This window comes from Micromonospora sp. DT47 (genome assembly GCF_049844475.1).
Classification (GTDB): domain Bacteria; phylum Actinomycetota; class Actinomycetes; order Mycobacteriales; family Micromonosporaceae; genus Micromonospora.
Map to the genome: position 1 here is coordinate 39,682 of NZ_JBNCLC010000001.1, position 24,801 is coordinate 64,482.

Here is a 24,801-nt window from a genome sequence, read left to right on the forward strand (position 1 = left end):
CCAAACCGAAGAAGACAGTTCACATTGGCCGGGGGGTCGGTCCATGCACCGTGTCGAGGCGGATCCCTCGGAGACGAGGCCCGATGATGGATCGGCGAGGGGACTGGAGGACGGACATGAACGACAGCGGGCCCAGCAGCGGGATCAGCGAGGACATGCGTCGGCTCGACCGGCTGGTCGGCACCTGGCGGCTGACCGGCGAGGCCGTGGGCACGGTGCGCTACGAGTGGCTGACCGGCGGGTTCTTCCTGCTGCAGCACGTGGACCTGGTGCACGCCGGCAACCACGTGGTCGGCCTCGAGGTGATCGGCCACGACCGCCCGTTCGGGGGCGAGCCGAGCGAGCAGATCACCTCCCGGTTCTACGGCTCAAACGGTGACACCCTGCGGTACGTCCACGAGTTCGACGGTGACGAGCTGGTCATCTGGGGTGGCGAGAAGGGCTCGCCGGCGTACTGCCGAACCCGGTTCAGCGCCGACGGCGACACGATGAGCAGCACGTGGGTCTACCCCGGCGGCGGCTACGAGACCACCGCCACCCGGGTGACGGAGCGCTGACCTGTACGTCGGCTTCGTCCCGCCGCCGACCCCCGCGGCCGAGCGGATGCCGGTGGACCGCGATACGCTCGGCCAACGGGCCCTGCGCCCGATCGGGCGGCCGCCTCGACACGTACGCCGGACGCCGTACAGCCCGGCCGCCCCCTCGATCGCCCGGAAGGCGTGTGTCACGTGGCGGAACCGCGTCCAGCCCGAGCGCCCCTCGACCCGCCTCGAGGGACGGGCCGATGACCCTCGGTCAGGACGCTTTCGCCCCGGGGCGCTTCGTCCACACCGCGCTGATCGTCGACTCGGACGACACGCTGCGGTCGCGGCTCGTCCCCTCCCTGCGGCGCTCGCTCGACGCCCACGAGCGGGTGTTCCTGGTCGTCGGCCCGCACGTCGAACGGGTGGTCCGGGAGAGCCTGGGCGCGCTGGCCGACCGGCTGGAATGGGGTGACCGCACCGAGTTCTACGTCCGGCTGGGCCTCGCGTACGAGGGGTTACGGCGGTATCTCGCCGCGCAGCACGGCGCGCACAGTCCCGTCCACGTGATCACCGAACCCGACGTCGCCACCGACGCCGATCCGGGCTACCCGGACCGGGCCGCCGCCCACCTGTCGTACGAGGCCGCCTGCTGCGACGCGTACGCCGGGTACGGCTGCCCGGTCACCTGCCTGTGGGACAGCCGCCACCACCCGACGATCCTCATCGAAGGCGTCCGGAGCCTGCACAACCACGAGCTCACCGAAACCGGCCACGCGCCCAACGCCGGACACATCGCCGCGGCCGACTACCTCACGGTGCGCGGCGAGGTCCCGCTGGAGCCGGCGCCGCCGGTGGTGGACCTCGACGTCGGTCTCACCGGCCTCGACGAGCTCAGCCTGCTCCGGGGCGCGCTGCGCGGCTGGGCCGGCGACAGGTCCTTCGGCGTCGACGCGACGGGGGACCTGATCGTCGCGGTCACCGAGGTGACCACGAACGGTCTCGTCCACGGCGCGCCCCCGGTGCGCCTGCGGTGCTGGCACCACCGCAACACCCTCGTCGTCCAGGTCGACGACTGCGGCGGTCAGCGGATCCCGCCCACGGCCGGCTACCAGCGGCCGGACCGGACCGGGACGGTCGGCGGCCGAGGTCTCTGGCTGGCCCGCCAGTTCGCCGACGTGGTCACCACGCACAGCGGGGAGAGTCGCACCAGCGTGCGGTTGCACTTCCCGCACGCCGCGGCCAACGGCGGTCCCGCCGCCTGACCGGCGGGTCCACCGGGGCGGCAGGTCCCCGGGTCAGCGGGGCAGTTCGCGCCAGGCCGGGTTGCCCCCGCGCCAGGCGCCGGCGAGGATGCTCGCCGCGCTACGGCTCGGGCACTCCTGCACCTTCGACCGGCCGTACGCGCCACCGATCTGCGCCTGCACTTCCCACCGCCGCCCGTCCGTGCAGATAAACACGTCGCGACGACCGCGTGCCGACGCGTCCCCGTTCCACCAGTGCTCCTCGACCATCACCTGGCGACGATATCTCAACGGGGGTCCGGCCGGCACCGCCCGGCAGCCACACCCGCACCGCCGGCCGGTGGTAACGGCGTTGCCGGGGCCCGGCGGGGCTGCCAGAATCCGGCCGGTGACGACACGTGAGCGACTCCTGACCCTGCACGACCAACAGGTACGGGGCACCATCGCCGACCGGTTGCCGCGCACCTGGCAGCCGTCGTGGGACGGGCCGGTCCTCCGGATCGCCACCCCGACCCGGGGGTTCGCGTTCGCCCGCTGCGACGGCTCGGCCTGCACGAGGTCAGCACCACCACCCCGTGGGTGTGGTCGCCGACCTCCTGACGTCGCGCCCGCCCGGATCAGGCCGGGACGCGAGGTCAGCACCGCGACCCCGCTGCCGGTGCCCGGTGAGCTGGTTGAGCAGGTCGCCGCTGCCGTCACCCTCCGTCGACGTCGGCCCCGGGCGCGGGGATCCGGACAGCCGGGCTACATGGCCGCGATCGGCCACCCGACACCGGGATTCCGCTTAGCGGAGGGCTACGCAGGGTAAGCCAGGATCATGGGACAGCTGCCCACCTCGCCACCACCGCCGCAGGCCACCGAGCTGCGGCGGTGGGAGCTGGCCGAACCGGCCCACCTGCGCGCCCTGCGCGCGTCCCTGCACGAGGAGCTGACCGGCGCGGCGCCCGTCGCGGGCGAAAAGCTCGCCGAGGTCCCCGAGCTGGTCGTCCTGGTCGCCACCGAGCTGGCGACCAACGCGCTGAAGCACGGCAGGCCGCCGACCATCGTCCGCCTCCTGATCGCCGACGACAGCTTCCTCCTCGACGTCGCCGACCACGACCTGAGCACCATCCCGGAGCAGGCCGACACCCGCCCGCTCGGCGCCGGGGGCCGGGGCCTGCAGATCGCCATGGCGGTCTCCCTCGACGTCGGTTGGTACGCCACCGAGAGCACCAAGAACATCTGGGCCTCGGTCCCCCGCCACTGAGACCGCCCGGTCCGCGCGAGCGGCCGGCGGCCGACGTTCCGCGCGGCGTCCGGCGGGGTACCCCGGGAGGTCCGGCCCCGATGCGGCTGGCCGCCGAGATGCTCCGCGCCCACCTGCCGCCGCTGACCTTCTCCACCGTCAGCATGACCATCAACGGCGCGCTGGAGCCCAGCTACGACGTCGGCGGCGACGCCACCGTGCTGCTGGTCCGCTGGCACGGCCCACCGGGCTGAGCGTCGGGATTGGCGTCCGCGACCGCCGGGTAGGGAGTTGCTCCGATTCGAGGGACCGCTCCGGGATCGGCTGACCTGCCGACTGTCCCACCCGGGCGGTGGGGAGGAGACGCCGTGCAGAGCAGCATCCCGTCCAGCGCACTGTCCCCCCCGTCCAGCGCACCGTCCCCCCGGCATGGTGAGCCGTCGCTCAGTTTCCGGGGCAAGGCGGCCGAGGTCGACACGCTCGCCGTCCGGTTCTCCCGGCTCGCCCGGTCGTTGCAGGCGGAGCGGACGGTCGACGACACCCTGCGGGCCATCGTCCGGGCCGCCGCCGAGACCGTGCCGGGCGCGCGGCACGCCGGCATCACCGAGATCGAGGGGCGACGCCGGGTCTGGACCCCCGCCGCCACCGACGACCTCGTGCACCGGGTGGACCAGGCGCAGTACGCGACCGGCCAGGGCCCGTGCCTCACCTCGCTCCACGAGGAGCGGACCGTCCGCCTGCCGGACATGACCGTCGAGGACCGGTGGCCCGACTTCACCCCGCGGGCGTCCGCGCTCGGCGTCGGCAGCATGCTGTCGTTCCACCTCTACCTGGCCCGGGACAACCTCGGGTCGCTCAACCTGTACGCGCCGGAGCCGCACGCGTTCACCGACGAGTCGGAACGGGTCGGCCTGCTCTTCGCCGCGCACGCCGCCGTCGCGATGGGCGGCGCGCGCAAGGTCGCCCAGCTGAGCCGGGCGCTGGACGTGCGGGACCTGATCGGTCAGGCCAAGGGGATCCTGATGGAACGCCACCGGCTGACCGGCGACGAGGCGTTCGAGCTGCTGGTGACGGCGAGCCAGCGGTTCAACGTGAAGCTGGTCGAGGTGGCCCACCGGCTGGTGGAGACGGGTGAGATCACCGCGCCCCGGTGAGGGTGGTCAGTCGCCGATGAGCATGGCGGAGACGCCGGTGATCTCCAGCACCCGGAGGACGCCCGACTGCGCGTTGCTGACCACCAGCGGGCAGTCCTGCCCGGCCGCGCGGGCATGGGCGGTGAGCAGCACGAGAACCCCGGAGGAGTCGAGGAAGCGGACGTCCTCGAGGTCCACCTCGAGGACGGTGCCGGTGAGGCCGTCCAGCGCCACGTCCAGCGCGTCCCGGAGTTCCCCGGCGGTGGCGAGGTCGACCTCGCCGGCGACCCGCACCCGCAGCCGCCCGGCATCCACGCGGATCCGGGTGAGCTGGAGGCCCGTCGTCGACGTGGAGTGGAGGTGCGGTCCGTCCGAGTGCACTACGCCTGCTCCCTGCGTCGGCCGGCCTCATTCCCTCGTAGCAGAAGGCGGAGATCGGCTCGGACCAGCGTAACGACACTCCTCGCGGCGCGCACCTACGGTCCGGCGGTCAGCCCTCGGCGGGGACCGGGTCGTCGTACTCGCCGGACGGGCCGGTACGCAGGCCGCCGTCGACCTGCGGCCAGGCGTTGGGGACGCAGCCGTGCAGGCCGAGCGTCTGCTGCTGCATCACCGGCGCCGGTCCGCCCGGCGCCGGGCAGAGCTCGTGACCGTGGCCGAGCCGGTGCCCCACCTCGTGGTTGAGCACGTACGCCCGGTAGGTCGCCAGGTCGCCGTCGAAGCCGGGCACCCCGCGCGCCCAGCGGGCCACGTTGACCACCACCCGGTCGCCGTCGCGGCAGGAGGTGTAGTGGTCCGTGGTGTCCCCGCACAGCTCGCCACGGGTGACCGGGGTGGTCAGCATCACGGTGAAGTCGGCCGGTACGTCCGGGCCGACCCGTTGCAGCCGCCACCGCCCGTCGGCGGTCCAGCCCCGGCGGTCGGCCAGCACCACCGCGACCTCCCGGCCGAACCGTTCCACGTCGACGTCGTCGATGCCGCCCTCGACCGCCACCCGGTATCGCAGCAGCTCGCCGCCGCGCCCGGCCACCGCGCCCCGGGCGGTGGCCGTCCGCCAGGTGCCCGTACCCCGGTCGGGGTAGCGCAGCGCCGGCGGGGCCGGCGGTGCGTCCGGACGGTCGGGCGCGCCCGCAACGGCGGGTGTGGGAGGCACGACGGCGGCCGCCGGGCCGCCCGGCGCGGGGTCACGGCGGATGTCGCCGATCAGGTCGCCGACGACGTCGCCCCCGCCACGCCGGGCCGCCCAGGCTCCGCCGGCCGCCAGGCCGACGGCCACCACCAGCACCACCGTCCGCGTGCCGGCGCGGGTCGCCGCCCGCCGCCGCCCGCGGTGCCGGCCCCGGTCGGCCACCCCGCTCACCGTCAGGCTCACCGCCCTCGCCTCCGTCCCGGTCGGTCGCTCCGGCCAGGAGTACGCGGGCGCAGCCCGAAGGGTTGAGTGATCCGGGCACCGATTCCGCACCCGGTACCGTTGCCGGGCAGACACTCCCGACGATCCGGACAACCCCGGCCCGTCACCCCTCGGAAAGGACCACCCGTGCCGGACGCCGACGCCCTCATCGCCGCCGCGGTCGCGGCGGTGCGCGGCACCGACGTACGCGACGCGGAGCGGAAGCTGGACCGGCTGGTGGTCGGCACCGGCGCCGCGGACGGCGCGGCGGCGGTGGACGCCGCCCTGCTCGGTCGCCTGGTCGCCACCCTGGCCCGGCTCTGGCCACGCGGCTGGCAGCCGGTCGACGTGGCCCGGATCGTCCCGCGCCGGCTCGGCCCGCGCCCCGGCCGGCTCGTGGTGGACGCGCTCGCCGCCCAGCGGCGCGCGCAGGCCGGCGACGTCCCGCCCTGGTGGGACGAGCAGCTCGACGGCCTCGACGCCCGGGTGTGGTGGGACGACGACGCCGGCTGGCTGGCCCGCTGGGCGGCCCGCGAGGGCGAGGACCGGATCACCGCGCTGCGCGAGGCGGTCGAGGTGCTGGCCCTGCTCGACGGCCTGCCCGCGGTCGCGGTGCTGCGCCCGCCGCCGGGTGGCGGAGGGCCCACCGTCGCGCGCCGGAACGCCGCCGGGCCGAGCGGCTCGCGGATCCTCGACCGGGTACGGGCGCTGCTGGCCAAGGCCGAGTCGACCACTTTCCCGGCCGAGGCGGAGGCGCTGACCGGCAAGGCGCAGGAACTGATCGCCCGGCACAGCCTGGACCGGGCGCTGGTCGAGGCGGCCGCCGAACGCCCCGACCTGCCCGGCGGGGTCCGGCTCGGCGCCGACGCCCCGTACGCGGGCGCCAAGGCGCTGCTGGTGCAGGAGGTGGCGGCGGCGAACCGGTGCGAGTCGATCTGGTCCGACGACCTCGGTTTCGCCACCGTGCTCGGCTTCGAGGGCGACCTGGAGGCGGTCGAGCTGCTCTACACCTCGTTGCTGGTCCAGGCCACCGCCGCCATGCTGCGCGGGCGGGTCGAGCGGAAGGCGAAAGGCCGGCGGACCAAGGGGTACGACGAGTCGTTCCTCAACGCGTTCGCGCTGCGTATCGGCGAGCGGCTGCGGGCCGCGACCGAGGCGGCGAACCGGCAGGCCGCCGACGCCGCCGGCCCGGAACGGCTGCTCCCCGTCCTCGCCGCCCGCTCCGACGCGGTCCGCCAGCGGATGGAGACCCTCTTCCCCGGGGTCACCCGGGCCCGGCTGACGGTCCGGGACGCCGAGGGCTGGCACTCCGGCACCTCCGCCGCCGACCGCGCGTCGCTGGCCGTCGGCGCGCCGCCGCCCCGGCCGCTGCCCGGCCGGCGCTGACCTTTCGGGGAAAATCCTGCGGTACCCGTGTCGGATCCGGGCCGCCGGCTCCGATCCCCTGCCGAGAGGCCACGTCGTGGCCGTACCTGAGGAGCGCTGCCGTGAAGTACATGTTGCTGATCTGGAACCGGCCCGGCTTCGTCGAGGGGCTCTCCGAGCAGGAGCGCACCGCCCTCTTCGGCGAGGTCGACGAGATCATGAAGGAGCTGACCGCCTCCGGTGAGCTGGTCGGCGGCCAGGCGCTGGCCGACCCGTCGCAGACCCGTACCGTGCGGCTGGCCGGGGACCGGCCGGAAATCACCGACGGGCCGTTCCTGGAGAGCAAGGAGCAGTTCGCCGGCTACCTGATGGTCGACTGCGACAGCCCGGAGCGGGCCGCCGAGATCGCCGCCCGCTGGCCCGACGTCCGGATGGGCTTCGGTGTGCTGGAGGTACGGCCGGTGATGGACGAGGCCGGGACCGAGATGTGACTGTCCGGGAGGTGGAGGACCTGCTGCGCACCCTGGCGCCGCAGGTCCTCGGCACCCTGGCCCGCCGGCACGGAAATTTCTCCGCCTGTGAGGACGCGGTCCAGGAGGCGCTGCTCGCGGCCGCCACCCGGTGGCCGGAGCAGGGCGTGCCGGAGCACCCACAGGGGTGGCTGCTCACCGTCGCGGCTCGGCGGCTGACCGACGAGTGGCGCAGCGAGCGGGCCCGCCGGGAGCGCGAGGTCGCGGTCGCGCTCCGGGAGCCGGGGTACGCGACGGTCGCCCCGCCCGCCGACGCCGAACCGTCCACCGGGGACGACAGCCTCACCCTGCTCTTCCTCTGCTGCCATCCGGCGCTGCCCCGGTCGGCGCAGGTGGCGCTGACCCTGCGGGCGGTCGCTGGGCTGAGCACCGCGCAGATCGCCCGGGCGTTCCTGGTGCCGGAGCCCACGATGAGCCAGCGCATCCGCCGTGCCAAGCAGCGGATCGAGGCGGCCGGGGCACGGTTCGTCCTGCCGTCGCCGGCCGAACGGGACGAGCGGCTGCGCGCGGTGCTCCAGGTGCTCTACCTGATCTTCAACGAGGGCTACACCGCGTCCAGCGGGTCCCAGCTGCACCGGGCCGAGCTGACTGCGGAGGCGATCCGGCTGGCCCGGCAGCTGCACCGGGCGCTGCCCGGGGACGGCGAGGTGGCCGGACTGCTGGCGCTGATGCTGCTCACCGACGCGCACCGGGCGGCGCGTACCGGGCCGACCGGCGAGCTGGTGCCCCTCGCCGAGCAGGACCGTTCCCGGTGGGACCGGGCGGCGATCGACGAGGGGGTGGCCCTGGTGACCGAGGCGCTGACCTGGTCACCGCCGGGCCCGTACCAGCTCCAGGCGGCGATCGCCGCGGTGCACGCCGAGGCGCCGACGGCGGAGCACACCGACTGGCCGCAGATCGTCGCGCTCTACCGGGTGCTCGCGGCGGTGGCGCCCAACCCGATGGTCACCCTCAACCAGGCCGCTGCGGTGGCCATGGTGGACGGACCGGACGCCGGGCTCGCCCTGCTCACCCCGCTCGACGCCGACGAACGGATCGCCGGCCACCACCGGCTGGCCGCCGTCCGGGCCCACCTGCTGGAGCTGGCCGGGGAGCCGGCGGCGGCGCGGGAGGCGTGCCTGACCGCCGCCCGGCGGACCACCAGCCTCCCGGAGCGGCGCTACCTGGAGCTGCGGGCGGCCGGGCTGGGCGAGGCCCGACCGTCACGCACCTGACCTACCGGGTGCTCCGCTGACCTGCCGTCCGCCCCGGACGGTGGGCGTCAGACGTGGCAGTCGCGGGTCAGCCGCTGTGGGATGTCGACGAAGCTGGTCTGCATCCACTTCGCCGGGCTGGTCGCCTCGGCGCCCGCGTCGAGCCGCCCCGCGACGTCGGTCAACAGTCTCCTGATCCGTGGGTCCTCGGCCTTCGCGCCCTCGTCGCGCACGTCGTCGGCGAGCCGAGCCAGGCTGCCATTGAGCTGGCCGTTGAGCTGTTCCGGGGTCAGCTCCCGCTCGGTGGCCGCCGACGAGTCGACGGCGATCCTCCGGCTGCCGTCGATGATCAGCTGGTCGACCGCCCGGCAGACGGCGGCGGTGTTGGCCGCGGTACCCACGGACGGGGAGGCGCTCGCGGTGGGCGCGACGAGGACCGTCGGCGTGGCGCCGGCCGTGGGCGTGCCACCAGTGGTGGCGGGGACGCTCTGCGGCTGGTCGTCCCCGGCGTTCTGGCATCCGGCTGCGAGGGCGGCCAGGGTCACCAGGGCGAGGGTGCTGGCGGAGCTGCGGAACATCGGCTTCCCCGTTCGGTTGTCGGCCGTCCGGCGGGGACGGCGTACGTCGGCGTGGAGCGAGGCCCGGTCGCATCAGCCGCGCGACACCGGTCGTGGCGCGACCGGCCGATCACGAGCCGCTCGGCGGCCACCGGGCCGGCCGGCTGGCATGGCAGGTGAGCCGGTGATGCCGCAGAGGCATATTCATGACTCTGAGTCATATCGCCCGTCGAGACCTTGCCCCGACGACGGTCACTCTCCGCTGTCCGCGCGGCGGCACCGGCACCTACCGGCCGCGCCGTGCGGCGGAGGTGGCGACCCGACGCGCAGCACGCCGGGCCGACGAGTGTCGGCCCGGCGTCGCGGAAAGCGTTCGTCAGCTCTTGAAGGCGTCCTTGATCTTCTCGCCAGCCTGCTTGAGGTTGGCGTCCGCCTGGTCGTTGCGGCCCTCGGCCTCGAGGCGCTCGTTGTCGGTCGCCCGGCCGACGCCTTCCTTGACCTTGCCGGTGGTGTTCTCGGACGCGTTGTCGATCTTGTCGTCGATACCCATGCGAACCTCCAAGTAGCAGTTCATCCGACGTCCTGGATGTACCCCACCGTCCGATCGGGAAACTCGCTCCACGGACGGGTGATCACCGACGGTCACCGAGTGCGCGGCCGACCACAGTGGCGCCCCGCGTACCCCCGGAGAGCACGACGGCGCCGCCGGGCCTCGCGGACGGGGACCGGCGGCGCGCGTCGCGACTCAGGCGACCGGGCGGAACCCCCGCAGCCGCAGGCTGTTCGCGACCACGAAGACCGACGAGAAGGCCATCGCGGCCCCGGCGATCATCGGGTTGAGCAGGCCGGCGGCGGCCAGCGGCAGGGCGGCCACATTGTAGGCGAAGGCCCAGAACAGGTTGCCCCTGATGATGCCGAGGGTGCGCCGGGAGAGCCGGATGGCGTCGACCGCCGCGGTCAGGTCGCCGCGGACCAGGGTGAGGTCGGACGCCTCGATCGCCACGTCGGTGCCGGTGCCCATGGCCAGGCCCAGGTCGGCCTGGGCGAGGGCGGCGGCGTCGTTGATCCCGTCGCCGACCATGGCCACGGTCCGCCCCTCGGCCTGGAGCCGCTTGACCACGTCCACCTTGTCGGCCGGCAGCACCTCGGCGATCACCTCGTCGATGCCGACCTCGGCCGCCACCGCCTTCGCGACCGTGGCGTTGTCGCCGGTGAGCAGGATCGGGGTCAGGCCCAGCCCGCGCAGCCCGGCGATCGCGGCCCGGCTGGTCGGCTTGACCACGTCGGCCACCGCCAGGACGCCCCGCGCCCGGCCGTCCCAGCCGGCCACCACCGCCGTCCGGCCGGTGGCCTCCGCGTCGGTCGCCGTCCGCGCCACCTCCTCCGGTACGTCCAGACCCCGCTCCCGCAGCAGCCGCAGCCGCCCGACCATCAGCTCCCGGCCGTCCACCGTGCCGGTGACGCCGAGCCCCTCGACGTTGGCGAACCCGGTGACCGCCGGCAGGATGCCCGCCTCGGCGGCACCCGCCGCGACCGCCCGGGCGATCGGGTGCTCGGAGCCGGCCTCCAGCGCACCGGCGAGCCGGAGCAGCTCGGCGCGGTCCTCACCGGCGGCGGGGAGCACGTCGACCAGGGTCATCCGGCCGGTGGTGACGGTGCCGGTCTTGTCCAGCACCACGGTGTCGACCTGGCGGGTGGACTCCAGCACCTCCGGCCCCTTGATCAGGATGCCGAGCTGGGCACCCCGCCCGGTGCCGACCAGCAGCGCCGTCGGGGTGGCCAGGCCGAGCGCGCAGGGGCAGGCGATGATCAGTACGGCCACCGCGGCGGTGAACGCGGCGGTCGGCCCCGCCCCGGTGCCGAGCCACCAGCCCAGCGTGCCGGCGGCCAGGGCGATCACGATCGGCACGAACACGCCGGAGATCCGGTCGGCCAGCCGCTGCACGGCCGCCTTGCCGGTCTGCGCCTCCTCGACCAGCTTCGCCATCTGGGCGAGCTGGGTGTCCGCGCCGACCCGGGTGGCGGTGACCACCAGCCGGCCGCCGGCGTTCACGGTCGCGCCGACCACGGTGTCGCCCGGACCGACCTCGACCGGCACCGACTCGCCGGTGAGCATGCTGGCGTCCACCGCCGAGGTGCCCTCGTCGACCACGCCGTCGGTGGCGATCTTCTCGCCGGGCCGGACCACGAACCGGTCCCCCACCGCGAGCTGGTCGACCGGGATCCGGGTCTCCGTGCCGCCGCGCAGCACCGCGACGTCCTTGGCGCCCAACTCCAGCAGGGCGCGCAGGGCGGCGCCGGCGGTCCGCTTGGAGCGGGCCTCGAAATACCGGCCGGCCAGGATGAAGACGGTCACCCCGGCCGCCGCCTCCAGGTAGATGTTGCCGGCGCCGTCGGTGCGGGTGATGTCGAGACGGAACGGGTGGGTCATCCCGGGCATCCCGGCGTCGCCGAGGAAGAGCGCCCAGAGCGACCAGCCGAACGCGGCCAGGGTGCCGAGCGACACCAGCGTGTCCATGGTCGCGGCGCCGTGCCGCAGGTTGATCCAGGCGGCCCGGTGGAACGGCAGCCCGCCGTAAACGACGACCGGGGCGGCCAGCGTGAGCGAGAGCCACTGCCAGTAGGTGAACTGCCAGGCCGGGACCATCGCCAGCACGATCACCGGCACGGTCAGCGCGACCGAGACCCACAGCCGGGTACGCAGGCCGCGCAGCTCGTCCACCGGCTCGCCGGTCGGCTCCGCCCCGGACGGGGCGGGCGGCGGCGGGAGGACGGCGGTGTAGCCGGTCTTCTCCACCGTGGCGATCAACTCGTCCGGGGTGACCTCCTCGGCGTACTGGACGGTGGCCTTCTCGGTGGCGTAGTTGACCGTCGCGGTCACGCCCGCCATCCGGTTGAGCTTCTTCTCGATTCGGGCGGCGCAGGACGCGCAGGTCATGCCGCCGATCGCGAGTTCGATCCGATTCGGCGCGACCGGCAGGGACTTCGCGGTGGATGTCATCGCCGCACCTCCTGTCAGTTGTGCCCGTGACCGGGGGCGCCGTGGCCGGCGGTCGGGGTGGGTGTCGGGCCGCCCGTGGCGGTCGGCGTGCCGCCGGTGGTGGCGGTGCCGGCGGCCGGGGCGGTGGCGCCGGCCAGCACGGTGAACTCCGCGGTGTGCACCGCCCCGCCGTGCCGGAAGTCCAGGTAGAGCCGGTAGGCGCCGGCGGACGGCACCTCGGCGGAGAAGGTCACCGCCGGCCCGGCCGGGGTCCGCCCGTCGCCGGGCGCGCCCTCCGGGTGCACGTGCAGGTACGCCAGGTCACCCTGGCGCAGCGCCACCAGGTGACCGTACGCCCCGAGGTAGGGCTCCAGGTCGGTGACCGGCCGGCCGTCCCGGCTGACGGTCAGGGTGAGCGGGCTGGTGCGCCCCGGCTGCGGCGTCCCGCTGAGGGTGACCGTGTAGCCGTCGACCGTGGTCCTGGTCGCGGGCGCCGGCAGCGGCCGGGGCGCCAGCGGGCCGGGGACGGTCACGTCGACCCCGAGGGTGAGCGGCTCCCCGCCCGACGGGGTGAAGTCGGCGAAGGCCCGCCACACGCCCGGCCCACCGAGCGGCGAGTCGACCCGCCAGGTGCCGTCGGCGCCCAGCTCGGGGTGGACGTGCCGGAAGCCGGACAGGTCCCGCCGGGCGACGATCAGGTGCATCCGCTTGTCGTGCGCCACGTCGTAGCGGGTCACCGGCGCGCCGTCGGGACCGGTGACCCGGAAGGCGAACTGCCCGGTCGGGGCGGCCACCGGTTGCAGGGTGTAGCCGCGGTCGGAGACGAGCAGGCCGCCGGGCAGGTGCGCCGTGGCCGTGCCGTCGTGGCCGCCGGAGTCGTCGGCGTCGTGGCCGGCGCCGGCGGAGTCGTGACGGGTGTCGGCGGCCGGGGTGACGGGGCCGGCCAGGTGGCCAACCCCGTACGCCGCGCCGAACACCGCCGCGAGGCCGAGGGCGAAGCCGCTCAGCCTGGTAGCCGTGTTCATCGTGGTACCTCGGTTTCGTCGGTGACCCGTCCCGCCCCGACGAGGTCGTAGCCGGCCTCGTCGACCGCGGCGCGCACGGAGTCGGTGTCCAACGGGCTCTGGCTGGTGACGGTGGCCCGGCCGGTGGCCAGGTCGACCTCGACGCCGGTGACGCCCTCGATCGCGCCGACCTCGGCGCTCACCGAGTTGACGCAGTGCCCGCAGGTCATGCCCTGCACCTGGTACGTGGTGGTGACCATGGCAGTTCTCCTCCCAGCTCCGATGCTATACCCCCCAGGGGTAGCTTGCCCGGAGACCGTAGCATACCCCCCGGGGGTAGGCTATCCTTGTCGCCATGACCACACCGAGCACCCCGACCCGGGGTTACACCGCCAGCAAGGACCAACTGCTCGCGCGGCTGCGCCGCGTCGAGGGCCAGGTCCGCGGCATCGAGAAGATGGTCGACGACGACCGGTACTGCATCGACGTGCTCACCCAGATCTCCGCGATCCAGGCCGCCCTGGACAAGGTCGCCCTCGGGCTGCTGGACGGGCACGCCCGGCACTGCATGCGGGAGGGGGCGGCCGAGGGCCGCGCCGACGAGATGGCCGGCGAGATGATGGCCGCCGTCGGCCGCCTGATGAAGCGCGGCTGACCCGGACACCCGGTCGGCGAGCCGGGCGGACCAGCGGCCGGGATGGCTACCATTCTCCAACGATGACCCTCCGTCCACCGCCATCGCCGCCCGCGCACCGCGCCGGGGGCCGGCTCCCGTGGGCGGCGTCCCGGTCGTGCTGCGCGCGGGCGTGCCGCCTTCCGGGCCACCGCGCCGTCCGCCCGCCGTACGTGACGACGCCGGCACCCCGGGTCGACGCCCGGGCCCGTGTCCCGGTCCGGCCGTGCCGCCGGTGAACCGACCAGCCGGCTGACACGTACCCTGCCCCGGATCGTCAGGAGACTCACCATGGGCGCCGACCACACCCGTCCCGCTCCGTCCACCCCGCGCCGGGTGCGACGGATCCTCGTCGCGACGGTGGTCCCGCTGTTCGTCATCACGGTGATCGCCGCGCTGGTGCTCTGGCCGCAGGACACCCGGGAGCCGGACGGCGGGGGTGACGTGCCGCGCTACCACGGCACGGTGACCCGGGTGGTGAACGAGCCCTGCCCGCCCACGCCGGAGGTCCCCGAGGGGGCGCCGGGGGTGGCCGGTGGGCCGTGCGGCACGGTGACCGTCAAGGTCGAGCAGGGGCCGGACGCCGGGAAGCAGGTGGAGACCCCGATGCCGTCCGGGCCGGGCGCGCCCACCGTGGCGGTGCACGACGAGATCGTGCTGGTCAAGCTTTCCGACCCGGCGGACCCGACGGCCAGCAGCTGGAACATCGCCGAGCACCAGCGGGGCAAGCCGCTGGTCTGGCTGGTGGCGCTCTTCGCGGCGGCGATCGTGGCGTTCGGGCGGCTGCGCGGGCTGGCGGCGCTGGCCGGCCTGGCCGCCAGCTTCGCCATCCTGCTGGCCTTCGTGGTGCCCGGCATCTCCGCCGGCGGCTCACCGCTGCTGATCGCGATCACCGGTTCGGCGCTGATCATGTTCGTGGTGCTGTACCTCACCCACGGGGTCACCGCGCAAACCTCGGTCGCGGTGCTCGGCACGCTCGGCAGCCTGGTGCTGACCGGGATCCTCGGCACGCTGGCCACCGCCGCCACCCACCTGACCGGGTACGGCAGCGAGGAGGCCACCACGCTGTCGATGTACCAGCGCGACGTCGACCTGCACGGCCTGCTGCTGGCCGGCATCATCATCGGCTCGCTGGGCGTCCTCGACGACGTCACCGTCACCCAGGCGGCCACCGTCACCGAGCTGGCCCACGCCAACCCCGGGCTGTCCCGGTTGCAGCTCTACCGGGCCGCCACCCGGGTCGGCCGGGCGCACATCGCGTCCACGGTCAACACCATCGTGCTGGCGTACGCCGGCGCCTCGCTGCCGCTGCTGCTCCTGCTGACCGCCGACAGTCGGCCGGTGAGCCAGATCCTCACCAGCGAGTTCCTGGCCCAGGAGATCGTCCGCAGCGCGGTGGCGACGCTCGGCCTGGTGGCGGCCGTGCCGCTGACCACCGGCCTGGCCGCGCTGGTCACCACCGCCGGACGCGGACCCGCCCCCGACTCGGCGCCGCCGGACGGCCCGGCGCCCACGCCCCGCCCCCCGGTCGACCGTGCCGCGGCGCTGGAGGCGCTCAGCGCGCCGCGGCACGGCCGCACGTCCACCCCGGCCCCCGCTCGGTGGCCCGACCCGGAAAGGAACACGGACACGGCATGGTGACACTCCGCTGCGTGACCGCCCGCGGCGCGGAGGCTGATAACCGCGTCACTGATCACGCACCGCCATTGCGAAATAACGCGTTTAGTCGGGTTCTGGACGTAGATCCCTGGTACTCCTCTCGGGTAACCTCGCTGCCGGTCACCGCCGAAGGCGCGCAGCGGCGCCTGCGGTGCCACCGCCCAATCGCCGCACGGCGAGCCGGGGAACCAGGTATCTGGGGTGAATCCGCGACAGCGGTAGGGGCCACTTCCGTCCCGAACCCGTCAGCTAACTCGGTCGGCGGTCGAGGGAAGGGAACACTGTGACGGCACCCCTGCGCCGCTGGTTGACACCGGTGGTGGCCGTGCTCGCCGCCCTGGCGATCGTCGCCGGGCCGGCCCCCGCGATAGCCGCGCCCTCCACCCCGACCCCGTCGGGGCACGAGGAGGACGGGGAGCCCAAGCTGCTCACCGACGTCATCGAGCTGCGCAACCGCGAGTACTCCAAGGCGAAGTCGCAGCTGGAGAAGTCGAAGAAGCGTCAACGGCAGCTCGCACTCGAGGTACGCCGCGCCCAGGACGAGCTGGAGGCGCTGCGGCCGCGGGTGGGCCAGATCGCGGCGCAGTCCTACCGGACCGGCCGGATCGGCGCGGTGGCGATGCTGCTGGAGAGCGGTGACCCCGACTCGTTCGTCAAGCGCGCCTCCGCCCTTGACGAGCTGAACATGGTCAACGCGCAGAAGCTCAGCGGGATCACCGCCGCCAAGAACCGCGCGGAACAGGCCAAGCTGGCGCTCGACGGCGAGGTGCGCGAGCAGCAGCGGCTCACCAACGACATGGCCCGGGAGAGTCGGGAGGCGGAGAAGGCCCTCGCGCTGGTCGGCGGCGAGGGCTTCACCGGCGGCCTGGTCAACGCGACGTCACCGGTCGCCCGGATCGGGCCGGGCCGGACGGCGGACGGCGACTGGCGTCCCGAGTACCGTACCGAGAACGACCCGACCACCTCGGGCCTGATCACGCCGCGCACACTGCACGCCTACAACGAGGTCCGCCGGGCGGGCTTCAAGCGCTTCGCCGGCTGCTACCGGTCGGGCGGGCCGTGGGAGCACCCGAAGGGCAAGGCCTGCGACTGGTCGCTGCAGAGGAGCGGTTTCGCTCCCTGGTACAACAACGACACCCGGATGTACGGCAACAACCTCGCCGCGTTCCTGATCCGCAACGCGGACCGGCTGGGCATCTACTACGTCATCTGGAACCGGCAGATCTGGTTCCCGGCGACCGGGTGGAGGTCGTACAGCGGGCCGTCGAACCATACCGACCACGTACACATGTCGATGCTCTGACGACGCCGCCGCGTACCACCGAGGGCCGTCCCGCCGAGTGCGGGGCGGCCCTCGTCGCGTACCCGGGGGCGGGTCAGCCGGCGACGGCGGAGGCGCGGCCGTCGGGACCCGGCTGGGCCGGCACCGCGGTGGCGGGTCCGCCGGCCGGCACCGCGGCCACCGTCCGCACCTCACCGGCGGTGAGCCGGTACGACATGCCGACCACCGCGCACCGCCCGGCGGCCACCTCGGCGGCCAGCATCGCGGAGTTGCCGAGCAGGGCCTCGACGGTGTACGCGATATGGATGTCGACGATGCCGTCGATGTCGTCGACGCCCTCGGCGGCCGCCCGCCGCAGGCTCGGCCAGACCGCGTCCACCACCGCCCGGAGATGGCCGGCCGGCGGCGTACCGGTACGGGCGGCGTCCCGGGCGGCCTGCACCGCGCCGCAGGCGTCGTGCCCCAGCACCACCACCAGGGGCGTGCCGAGGACGGTCACCGCGTACTCGACGCTGCCCAGCACCTCGGGGCCGGCGGTGTGCCCGGCGGTCCGGACCACGAAGAGGTCGCCGAGACCCCGGTCGAAGATGATCTCCGCGGCGAGCCGGGAGTCCGAGCAGCCGACGATCACCGCGAACGGGTGCTGCGCGTCGGCGACCGCGGTCCGGTGGCCGGCGTCCTGATTGGGGTGGCGTGGGGCGCCGGTGACGAAGCGCCGGTTTCCGGCGTGCAGTTCGGCGAGCGCCTGGGTCGGAGTGGTCGGGGCCATTGCCTCACCTCGGTCCGCGATCGGCCTGGTCAACCCGGCCGGCGACGGAGGCGGCCGCCGTCCCACCGTCACACGCAGCGGAAGATACGTCAAGATTTACGTGATATAGATTTCATGCTTTCCGCTGGTATCACCCGGCTAAGCCGGACAGGCCGGACGATGCGCGGAGGCCAGGGCCGAAAACCCGAAGGCCGGGCCATACCATGGCGGGCATGGCGACTACAGCGAACGAGAACGGGAGTACCAGGAACTGGACGTTCCTCACCAACCATGGGCACGTGCTGCTCGCCATCGCCCGCAATCCCACCGCCCGGCTGCGCGACGTCGCCGAAGAGGTGGGGGTGACCGAACGGGCCGCCCAGGCGATCGTCGCCGACCTGGAGGCCGGCGGTTACCTGCGACGCACCCGGGTCGGCCGGCGCAACGAGTACACGGTCAACCCCAGCGGCCACTTTCGACACCCGGCCGAGGCGGACCGCCAGGTCGGCCACCTGCTCGCCCTCTTCACCGGCGAACCGGCCGGCTCCGGCTCCTGAGCTGAACGGTCAGGCCGCGACCGCGACCGCCACCCATCCACATCGGACGGGTGGCCCGGGTCACCCGTCCGCTCGCCGTCGTGCCGCTGCACACTCCGGCCCGAGGCGTTAGGTTGGTGGCGTGCCGACCGTAGCGACCACCCGTCCGATCTGGGCGGCGACGCTGCGCGTGATGCGCGATCTCACCCGGCTGGCGGTGACCACCCTGGTGCTCGGCGCCGCGGTCGCCGGCACCACCGGCCCGTCCGCCGCCGCCTCCGCCCCGGTCCGGCCCAGCGTGGTCGCCTCCCGGGTCGCCGAGCTGCCGGCCACCGCCCGGCCGACCGACGCGCCGGCCGCCGACACCTCCCCCCGGCCGCTCCCGGCCCGGCGTGCCGCCGCCTCTGCCCATCCGGCGCCGCTGGCGCCGGCGGCGACGACGGACCCGGTCCGGGACGCCACCGGCCGGCGCGGTCCGCCCCGGCACTGAACCCTCGCGACACCCGTCCGGGTGTCGGACCCGACCGCCGCAGCCGCGGCCGCCCGGTCCGGTCCCACGGGTGCGCCCGCCAGCTCGCACCGGCCGCCGACCCCGTCCCCGCTCGTCCCTCCACATCGTTCCCACCGTGAGGTGCTGGTGATGCAGACCGTCTTCTCCGCCGTCCTGCCCGACGTCCCCGCCGCCGCCCTGATCTGGCTGGCCCTGCTCGCCGTCGCGGCCGTCGCCGTGGCGGGCCTGGTCGTCCGCCCGGACCTGTTCCGGCTCGCCCTCGCCGGCCGGTTCCGGGAGGCCGCGCTCCCCGGCGACCTCGAGCTGGCCGAGGAGGAGCGGGAACGCACCCGGTACGCCCAGGAGGTCGCGGTGGCGGCCGAACGCGCGGCGGCGACCGCCGAGCGGCGGCGGGCCGAGTGGCTGGCCGTCCAGGAGGAGGTCGAGTCGGCCTGGCAGGCGTACGAGACCGCCGAGGCGGACGTCCGCCGGCTCTCCGCCGCCGCAGCCATGCCGCTGCCGCGGACGGTGCGCACCCCGGCCGAGTACGCCGACCGGGAGCGGTACCTGCACCGGGCGGCGCTGGACGCGTACTGGCGCAAGGAGTTCTCGGTCGAGCAGCTCAGCGACGTCTTCGGCCACCGCGCCGGCTGGGACCCGCGCCGGCACCCGGTGGAGCAGGAGCTGCTGCTGCGCCGCGCGGCGCGGGACAACCTGGCCGCCCGGCACCGGGCCGCGGTGGAGCGGGAGCAGGCAGCCTGGCGGGACGCCGACATCGCCGCCTCGGCCGCCCGGAGCCTGCGCGACGAGGCGTTCGCCGCGCTCGACCGCAGGCCGGAGGAGTCGGAGTCGGTGGTGCCGATGCCGGAGACCCGGCGGCCGGTGGCGGAGCCGACCCGGGAGTCGGCGGCCGTGGCGCGCGGTCGGGCGGCGGCCGCCGCGTACTGATCGGACAACGGCCGGCGGCGGCTCGTCCCGGGCGGGCCGGGCGTCGTTCGGCTAGCGTGGCGACATGTCCCGGGAGACGTGGGTCCTCGTGGTGGTCGGCGGCATCCTGGCGCTGGCCACGCTGGTCGGCGCGGTGCTGCTGGCGATCCGGGTGGTCCGCACCCGGCGGCTGCTCGGCGCGCTCGGCGTGAGCGGCAAGGTCGCCTTCTACGGCGCGCTGATCTACACCATCCTCCCGGTCGACCTGCTCCCCGACCCGATCTACCTGGACGACATGGGTGTCCTCGCCGGGGCGCTGTTCTTCCTGACCCGGCTGGTCCACCAGCGTCGTACGGCCGCCCGGCGGCTGCCCGGTCAGCCGGACACTCCCCCGGACCAGGAACCGGTACGCCGTACCGTGCCATGATCGGAGCCGGACCGGGGCGACGCCCGGCCGCGAGACGGGGGACGGACATGGCGGGCGACCATCGGTTGGACCCGCACGACGAGCGGGTGCTCGCCTTCTGTCGGGAGCGGCACCTCGCCACGCTGACCACCCTGCGCGCCGACGGCACCCCGCACGTGGTGCCGGTGGGTGTCACCTTCGACGCGGACGCCGGACTGGCCCGGGTGATCACGTCGGGGGGCTCGGCGAAGGCCCGGCACGTGGCCGCAGCCGGCGCGGCGGGCACCCCGGTGGCGGTCTGCCACGTCGGCGGTCGCTGGTGGCTCACCATCGAGGGGCGGGCGGTGCTCCGTTCCGACCCGGCGTCGGTGGCCGAGGCCGAGCGCCGGTACGCCGAGCGTTACCGGCAGCCCCGCCCGAACCCGGAACGGGTCGTCATCGAGATCACCGTCACCCGCCTGCTGGGCAGCCTGCCCCCGGCATCCGGTTCCTGACCACCCGACCACTTCCGAGGATCGGGCGCGAGGTCTTCACCCGGATGTCCGTTCTGTCGGTGGCCAGCGCCACCCCTCGGGCGGAATCGCCGCCTGCCACCGGTCGTTACACCCTCCGTATGACCGAGCAGCACGGCGGACGGGCCGGAATGGCCCAGGGCCACCGGTCGTTACATCCCCGGTGAGCGAGCGGGCCGAGCGCCCCGGCACACCGATCACTCGAGTGCCCTTCCCGATGCTTGCGTCCGCGTCCCCGACGCCGGACGTCAATCCCCGAGCGGAGCTTCGACCATGAACACGATCTTCCGTAACAGCATGCTTTCCGTCGCCGGCCTGATCATGACCGGTGGCGCCGTCGCCGGCCCCGCCGTGGCCGCGCACGCCGCGCCGGCCGAGAAGCCGACCACCTCCGTCGTCGCCGACAAGGGCGGCGACAAGGACAAGGCCGAGAAGGGCAAGTCCGACAAGGGCGGCGACAAGGGCAAGGCCGAGCGCCGCGCCGGCTTCGAGTACCAGGCCCAGCCGAACTTCTTCTACTGCGGCCCGGCCTCGACCCGGATCGCCCTGTCGGCCGAGGGCAAGACGGTCAGCCAGGACGAGCTGGCCGAGAAGCTCGGCACCACCGAGAACGGCACCGACTCGGCGATCGACATCACCCGGGTGCTGAATGAGTACACCCACGGCAAGTACAAGACCACCGAGATCAGCTCGGACACTGCCTCGAAGGAGCAGGTCGAGCGGCTCCGGGCCGACATCAAGGCCGCGGTGGACGACGGTGACCCGGTCGTCGCCAACATCCTGGGCGGCGCGGTGGACGTCGACGGCGTCGAGCACAGCTACCCCGGTCACTACGTGACCGTGGTGGAGTACAAGGACGACGGCAACATCGTCAAGATCGCCGACCCGGCCGCTCCGGACGTCCAGGAGTACTGGATGGACGTGACCGAGGTGGCGAACTGGATCGCGGGCCGCGGTTACAGCTCCTGATCCCAGCGCACGACCGACGAGGGCCGGCCTCCCCGCACGGGGAGGCCGGCCCTTTCGGCGTCTCAGCGCCGATGCCCCGCACCGGTTAGGATCCGGCGATGCCGCGAGCCGTGGTCCTCGACCTCTTCGACACCCTCGTTCGCGGAGCCGACGAGGAACGCGACCGGGTCGTCGCCGAGATGGGCGCGATGGTCGGGGTGGAACCGGCCGCGTTGGTCGCCGCCTACCACGCCACCTGGCGGGACCGGCTGGTCCGATGGGACGTGGAGGAGACGGTCCGGATCCTCGCCGGGCGGCTCGGCGGCACGCCCCCGGACGACGTCGTGGCGCGCGCGGGGTCGCTCCGCCGTGCGCTGGCCCGGCGGGTGCTCGACTCCGTTCCACCCACCACCCTGGACACACTCGACGCGCTCCGGGCCGCCGGACACCGGCTCGCCCTGGTCAGCAACGCCACCTCGGAGACGGCGGAGGCGTGGCCGCAGAGCAGGCTCGCCCGGCGCCTGGACGCCGCGATCTTCTCCTGCGAGCTGGGAGTGGCCAAACCGGATCGGGCGATCTACCTGGCCGCAGCCGGCCGGCTCGGCGTCGCGCCCGGCGACTGCGTGTTCGTCGGCGACGGTTCGGACGGCGAGCTGGCCGGGGCGGCGGCGCTCGGCATGACCGTGCTCCGCACCACCGAGCACAACGACACCGACCCGACCTGGGACGGCCCGGTGATCGCCTCCCTCACCGAACTGCCCGCCCTGCTCAGGACGCCGGCCCCGATCTGACCTGCCGGCGCCGACCGAACCGCGGGTCGCCGAGCACGACGCGGACGCCGGCGGGGTGGCCAACCAGGCCGGCTCCCCGCAGGTCGACGGTCAGCAGGGGTGTGCGGGTGTGGACACAGCGCTGCCGGGTCACCCGGATCGGGTGGCCCGGCAACGGGAAGGACGGATCAGCGATCCTGGTCGCCCTCACCGGTGCGCTGCTGCGCCATGTCGACGCCCTTGTCGATCTGCTCGTCGTGCCTGCCGGCAGTGCGCTGGTCGGCGTAGTCGCCGGCCTTGTCGAGGCCCTGGTCGACCTGCTTGTCGTGCTTGTCGGCGAAATCCTGGGCCTTGTCCCTGAAGTCACTCATCACGGTCCTCCTCATTCCTTGCCTTCTGCCTTCCCCCGGGTCCCGGCCGCAAACACCCGTAGGATCGACCGGCCGGCAGCTCGCCGGGAGGCTCCTGCTCGCCCGGATCGCCTGGGTGCCGCTCTCTGCGGACCTGAAGCGGCGTACCACATGGACGGTCCTCGCCGGCGCGGTCCATGGCATGGCCGCCGCCTCCGGCCGTGGCGGCGGTGGCGGCCCGGTGGACGAGGGTGCCGGAACCGCCCCACGGCGCGGCCCGACGACGGCGGCCACCTGGCGGCCTGGCCGGAACTGCGCTGAGCGGAACTCCGGTTCCGGCGGGACGTTGAGCCACCGGGTGTCGCGACACGGCCGGTCGGGTATCGACCCCGGCGAGACGAGGAGGGTCGACGTGGTCGATGACAGAGACGGGAGTACGCCCGAGGTGACGACGGCGGGCACCCGCCCGGCGCCGCGCCAGGCCTGGGCGGCGCTGCCCTGGCTGGTCCGCACCGCGGTGGTCTGGAGTGCCTGCGTGATCGTCGTGGTGGTCGGGCTGCACCTGCTGGGGAAGGTCGCGGTGCTGCTGGCGCCACTGGCGATCGCGCTGGCCGTGACGCTCTTCCTGACCGCGCTGCTGGACCCGGTGCTGCTGCGCCTGCGCCGGTTGCGGGTACCGCCGGCGCCGGCCGCCCTGCTCACCATCCTGCTGCTGCTCGGCATCCTGGTCGGGGCGGGCGTGCTGGTGTGGAACCTGACCGCCGCCCAGTTCAGCGAGCTGAGCCAGCAGCTCGGCGAGGGCCTGCAGCGCAGCCGGGACTTCGTCACCTCCACCCTGCCGATCAGCGACGCCCAGCTCGACAAGCTGATCCAGCAGGTACGGGACGGCATGGGCGGCGGCTTCGACCCGGTGGGCGGGGCGCGGACCGCCGCGGAGGTGGCCGGCTCCACCCTGCTCGCCCTGGTGCTTCTGTTCTTCCTGCTCAAGGACGGCCGGTCGATGTGGCGCTGGGTGCTGCGCCGGCTGACCGGCCCGAACCGCGAGGTGACCGCCGAGGCCGGTCGGGTCGGCTGGCGGACGCTCGGCTCGTACAGCCGGGGCACGATGATCATCGCGGCGATCGACGCGATCGGCATCGGGCTGGCGCTGGTGCTGCTCGGGGTGCCGCTGGCCCTGCCGCTGGCGCTGATCACCTTCCTCGGCGGCTTCGTGCCGATCATCGGGGCGACGGTGGCCGGCACGGTGGCGGTGCTGGTGGCGCTCGCCGCCAAGGGTCCGACCACGGCGCTGCTCGTGCTGGCCGCGGTGATCGCCGTCCAGCAGATCGAGGGCAACCTGCTGGAACCGCTGATCATGAAGCGACAGGTGCAGCTGCACCCGGTGGTCATCCTGGTGGCGGTCACCGCCGGCACGCTGATCGCCGGGATCGCCGGCGCCTTCGTCTCGGTGCCGATCGCCGCCGTCACCTACCGAGTGGTCGACACCGTGCAGCGGCACCGGGAGCGGGCCGCCGCCGCCCGCGCCACGCCACCCCCGTCCGCCCCCGCCTGATCCGCCGCCGGCGGGCGTCTTCGGGTGCGTTTCTTGTCGCCGGAGCGACGACAGACGCACCCGAAGACAGCGGAGTGGCGGTCAGGCGGGGACGCGGAGGTGGGTGGCGAACCAATCGGCGGCCGCGTCGGCGACCTGGTCGAGCTTGCCCGGCTCCTCGAAGAGGTGGGTGGCGCCGGGCACGATCCGCAGCTCGTGGGGCGCCTGAAGCGCCGCGGCGGCCTGCTCGTTCAACGTGATCACCTCTTCGTCGAGGCCGCCCACCAGCAGCAGCGTCGGCGCGCGTACCCCCGAGAGCGCGGCGCCGGCCAGGTCGGGACGGCCACCCCGGGACACCACCGCCGCCACCCGGTCCGGTCGGGCCGCCGCGGCGACCAGGGCCGCCGCCGCGCCGGTGCTCGCCCCGAACAGGCCAACCGGCAACCGACCCAGCGTGACCTCGGTGCCCAGCCAGTCCACGATCCCGGCGAGCCGGTCCGCGAGCAGCCCGATGTCGAAACGCAGCTCGGCCGTGACCGCGTCCAGCCGGTCCTCCTCGGGCGTGAGCAGGTCGACCAGCACGGTGGCGAGGCCGGCGCGCTGGAGCACCTGGGCCACCGCCACGTTGCGGGGGCTGTGCCGGGAACTGCCGCTGCCGTGCGCGAAGGCCACCACACCGGTCGCCCCCTCGGGTACCAGCACGTCGGCCGGAAGTCCCGCCTCCACGGCCGGAATCGTCACCTCGTTGCCGCCTGTGCGCATCGTCGACCTCCCTAGCCGCCGGCTCCGCGGCGGCGTCTCCCTAGCCTCCGGCTCCGCGCCGGTCC

30 protein-coding genes and 1 riboswitch are annotated in these 24,801 nt (G+C 74.3%); of the genes, 19 read left to right on the plus strand and 11 right to left on the minus strand.

Translation table 11 applies throughout. The features are described 5' to 3' along the window. The first annotated feature begins 116 nt into the window (after positions 1-116). Both ACLQ2U_RS00210 and ACLQ2U_RS00215 read left to right on the plus strand, forming a co-directional pair. Complete coding sequence (locus ACLQ2U_RS00210; protein ID WP_425748392.1) at positions 117-557, plus strand: hypothetical protein; 441 nt, start codon at positions 117-119, stop codon at positions 555-557. A gap of 227 nt (positions 558-784) precedes the next feature. Beyond that, a complete protein-coding gene (locus ACLQ2U_RS00215; RefSeq protein ID WP_425748393.1) occupies positions 785-1,786 on the plus strand; it encodes an ATP-binding protein in 1,002 nt (333 codons plus the stop codon). Between the two features lie 33 nt (positions 1,787-1,819). Here ACLQ2U_RS00215 and ACLQ2U_RS00220 read toward each other — a convergent pair whose 3' ends face one another. Next, entirely contained in the window at positions 1,820-2,035 is a 216-nt protein-coding gene (locus tag ACLQ2U_RS00220; protein ID WP_425748859.1) for a hypothetical protein, read from the minus strand. Between the two features lie 547 nt (positions 2,036-2,582). Between ACLQ2U_RS00220 and ACLQ2U_RS00225 the strand changes: the two genes are divergently transcribed. The 3 genes from ACLQ2U_RS00225 (at position 2,583) to ACLQ2U_RS00235 (ending at position 4,144) form a co-directional block, all read left to right on the plus strand. Then, positions 2,583-3,011 carry an ATP-binding protein gene (locus tag ACLQ2U_RS00225; RefSeq protein WP_425748394.1) on the plus strand — a complete coding sequence of 143 codons (429 nt, stop codon included), beginning with the start codon at positions 2,583-2,585 and terminating at the stop codon, positions 3,009-3,011. A gap of 80 nt (positions 3,012-3,091) precedes the next feature. Next, positions 3,092-3,244, plus strand: a complete 153-nt coding sequence (locus ACLQ2U_RS00230; protein WP_425748395.1) for a hypothetical protein — start codon at positions 3,092-3,094, stop codon at positions 3,242-3,244. Positions 3,245-3,358: 114 nt separating this feature from the next. Next, entirely contained in the window at positions 3,359-4,144 is a 786-nt protein-coding gene (locus ACLQ2U_RS00235) for a GAF and ANTAR domain-containing protein (RefSeq protein WP_425748396.1), read from the plus strand. Positions 4,145-4,150: 6 nt separating this feature from the next. Here ACLQ2U_RS00235 and ACLQ2U_RS00240 read toward each other — a convergent pair whose 3' ends face one another. Together ACLQ2U_RS00240 and ACLQ2U_RS00245 are read right to left on the minus strand one after the other, a co-directional pair. Continuing rightward, positions 4,151-4,504: an STAS domain-containing protein gene (locus tag ACLQ2U_RS00240; RefSeq protein WP_425748397.1), complete on the minus strand. Its 354-nt coding sequence runs from the start codon at positions 4,502-4,504 to the stop codon at positions 4,151-4,153. Between the two features lie 109 nt (positions 4,505-4,613). After that, entirely contained in the window at positions 4,614-5,495 is an 882-nt protein-coding gene (locus ACLQ2U_RS00245) for a DUF3152 domain-containing protein (protein ID WP_425748398.1), read from the minus strand. Between the two features lie 165 nt (positions 5,496-5,660). On the opposite strand from ACLQ2U_RS00245, the gene ACLQ2U_RS00250 reads away from it, so the two are divergent. The 3 genes from ACLQ2U_RS00250 to ACLQ2U_RS00260 all read left to right on the plus strand — a co-directional run bounded on the left by ACLQ2U_RS00250 (position 5,661) and on the right by ACLQ2U_RS00260 (position 8,622). Further along, a complete protein-coding gene (locus tag ACLQ2U_RS00250) occupies positions 5,661-6,899 on the plus strand; it encodes a DUF2786 domain-containing protein (protein WP_425748399.1) in 1,239 nt (412 codons plus the stop codon). A gap of 110 nt (positions 6,900-7,009) precedes the next feature. Beyond that, positions 7,010-7,369, plus strand: a complete 360-nt coding sequence (locus ACLQ2U_RS00255) for a YciI family protein (RefSeq protein WP_425748860.1) — start codon at positions 7,010-7,012, stop codon at positions 7,367-7,369. Continuing rightward, positions 7,366-8,622, plus strand: coding sequence for an RNA polymerase sigma factor (locus tag ACLQ2U_RS00260; RefSeq protein ID WP_425748400.1), 1,257 nt, complete (start codon positions 7,366-7,368; stop codon positions 8,620-8,622). Before ACLQ2U_RS00255 ends, ACLQ2U_RS00260 begins: the two co-directional genes overlap by 4 nt. A gap of 47 nt (positions 8,623-8,669) precedes the next feature. On the opposite strand, the gene ACLQ2U_RS00265 is transcribed toward ACLQ2U_RS00260, so the two are convergent. From ACLQ2U_RS00265 to ACLQ2U_RS00285, 5 genes are all read right to left on the minus strand, one after another. Then, on the minus strand, positions 8,670-9,179 hold the full coding sequence (locus ACLQ2U_RS00265) for a hypothetical protein (protein WP_425748401.1): 510 nt from the start codon (positions 9,177-9,179) through the stop codon (positions 8,670-8,672). Positions 9,180-9,534: 355 nt separating this feature from the next. After that, positions 9,535-9,708, minus strand: a complete 174-nt coding sequence (locus ACLQ2U_RS00270) for a CsbD family protein (RefSeq protein WP_425748403.1) — start codon at positions 9,706-9,708, stop codon at positions 9,535-9,537. A gap of 195 nt (positions 9,709-9,903) precedes the next feature. Further along, positions 9,904-12,159, minus strand: coding sequence for a heavy metal translocating P-type ATPase (locus ACLQ2U_RS00275; protein ID WP_425748405.1), 2,256 nt, complete (start codon positions 12,157-12,159; stop codon positions 9,904-9,906). 14 nt (positions 12,160-12,173) lie between these two features. Continuing rightward, a complete protein-coding gene (locus ACLQ2U_RS00280; RefSeq protein ID WP_425748406.1) occupies positions 12,174-13,163 on the minus strand; it encodes a hypothetical protein in 990 nt (329 codons plus the stop codon). Continuing rightward, positions 13,160-13,402, minus strand: a complete 243-nt coding sequence (locus ACLQ2U_RS00285; protein WP_425748407.1) for a heavy-metal-associated domain-containing protein — start codon at positions 13,400-13,402, stop codon at positions 13,160-13,162. The genes ACLQ2U_RS00280 and ACLQ2U_RS00285 overlap by 4 nt, the downstream gene beginning before the upstream one ends. Positions 13,403-13,497: 95 nt before the next feature. On the opposite strand from ACLQ2U_RS00285, the gene ACLQ2U_RS00290 reads away from it, so the two are divergent. From ACLQ2U_RS00290 to ACLQ2U_RS00300, 3 genes are all read left to right on the plus strand, one after another. Further along, on the plus strand, positions 13,498-13,797 hold the full coding sequence (locus ACLQ2U_RS00290; RefSeq protein WP_425748408.1) for a metal-sensitive transcriptional regulator: 300 nt from the start codon (positions 13,498-13,500) through the stop codon (positions 13,795-13,797). Positions 13,798-14,106: 309 nt separating this feature from the next. Then, positions 14,107-15,456 (plus strand): YibE/F family protein, encoded by a 1,350-nt coding sequence (locus tag ACLQ2U_RS00295; RefSeq protein WP_425748409.1) that lies wholly within the window; start codon positions 14,107-14,109, stop codon positions 15,454-15,456. A gap of 166 nt (positions 15,457-15,622) precedes the next feature. Continuing rightward, positions 15,623-15,753: riboswitch (cyclic di-AMP (ydaO/yuaA leader) on the plus strand. A 4-nt stretch (positions 15,754-15,757) separates the two neighbouring features. Then, positions 15,758-16,777, plus strand: a complete 1,020-nt coding sequence (locus tag ACLQ2U_RS00300) for a coiled-coil domain-containing protein (RefSeq protein WP_425748410.1) — start codon at positions 15,758-15,760, stop codon at positions 16,775-16,777. 73 nt (positions 16,778-16,850) lie between these two features. Here the strand turns inward: ACLQ2U_RS00300 and ACLQ2U_RS00305 are convergent, their stop codons facing one another. Then, complete coding sequence (locus ACLQ2U_RS00305) at positions 16,851-17,525, minus strand: carbonic anhydrase (RefSeq protein ID WP_425748411.1); 675 nt, start codon at positions 17,523-17,525, stop codon at positions 16,851-16,853. A gap of 203 nt (positions 17,526-17,728) precedes the next feature. On the opposite strand from ACLQ2U_RS00305, the gene ACLQ2U_RS00310 reads away from it, so the two are divergent. From ACLQ2U_RS00310 to ACLQ2U_RS00340, 7 genes are all read left to right on the plus strand, one after another. Next, complete coding sequence (locus ACLQ2U_RS00310; protein WP_425748412.1) at positions 17,729-18,061, plus strand: helix-turn-helix transcriptional regulator; 333 nt, start codon at positions 17,729-17,731, stop codon at positions 18,059-18,061. Positions 18,062-18,182: 121 nt separating this feature from the next. After that, the gene (locus ACLQ2U_RS00315; protein ID WP_425748414.1) at positions 18,183-18,530 is read left to right on the plus strand and encodes a hypothetical protein; all 348 of its coding nucleotides are present in this window, start codon (positions 18,183-18,185) and stop codon (positions 18,528-18,530) included. Positions 18,531-18,680: 150 nt separating this feature from the next. Continuing rightward, the gene (locus tag ACLQ2U_RS00320) at positions 18,681-19,478 is read left to right on the plus strand and encodes a hypothetical protein (RefSeq protein ID WP_425748415.1); all 798 of its coding nucleotides are present in this window, start codon (positions 18,681-18,683) and stop codon (positions 19,476-19,478) included. A 64-nt stretch (positions 19,479-19,542) separates the two neighbouring features. Next, positions 19,543-19,884: a DUF1232 domain-containing protein gene (locus tag ACLQ2U_RS00325; protein ID WP_425748416.1), complete on the plus strand. Its 342-nt coding sequence runs from the start codon at positions 19,543-19,545 to the stop codon at positions 19,882-19,884. A 47-nt stretch (positions 19,885-19,931) separates the two neighbouring features. Then, entirely contained in the window at positions 19,932-20,357 is a 426-nt protein-coding gene (locus ACLQ2U_RS00330; protein WP_425748418.1) for a pyridoxamine 5'-phosphate oxidase family protein, read from the plus strand. A gap of 291 nt (positions 20,358-20,648) precedes the next feature. After that, positions 20,649-21,344, plus strand: a complete 696-nt coding sequence (locus ACLQ2U_RS00335; RefSeq protein WP_425748420.1) for a C39 family peptidase — start codon at positions 20,649-20,651, stop codon at positions 21,342-21,344. A 98-nt stretch (positions 21,345-21,442) separates the two neighbouring features. Then, the gene (locus ACLQ2U_RS00340; protein WP_425748421.1) at positions 21,443-22,114 is read left to right on the plus strand and encodes an HAD family hydrolase; all 672 of its coding nucleotides are present in this window, start codon (positions 21,443-21,445) and stop codon (positions 22,112-22,114) included. 167 nt (positions 22,115-22,281) lie between these two features. Here ACLQ2U_RS00340 and ACLQ2U_RS00345 read toward each other — a convergent pair whose 3' ends face one another. Next, complete coding sequence (locus ACLQ2U_RS00345; RefSeq protein WP_425748423.1) at positions 22,282-22,464, minus strand: antitoxin; 183 nt, start codon at positions 22,462-22,464, stop codon at positions 22,282-22,284. Positions 22,465-22,855: 391 nt separating this feature from the next. On the opposite strand from ACLQ2U_RS00345, the gene ACLQ2U_RS00350 reads away from it, so the two are divergent. Next, entirely contained in the window at positions 22,856-23,995 is a 1,140-nt protein-coding gene (locus ACLQ2U_RS00350) for an AI-2E family transporter (RefSeq protein ID WP_425748425.1), read from the plus strand. An 81-nt stretch (positions 23,996-24,076) separates the two neighbouring features. Here ACLQ2U_RS00350 and ACLQ2U_RS00355 read toward each other — a convergent pair whose 3' ends face one another. Next, a complete protein-coding gene (locus ACLQ2U_RS00355; RefSeq protein ID WP_425748427.1) occupies positions 24,077-24,736 on the minus strand; it encodes a dienelactone hydrolase family protein in 660 nt (219 codons plus the stop codon). Between the last annotated feature and the right edge of the window lie 65 nt (positions 24,737-24,801).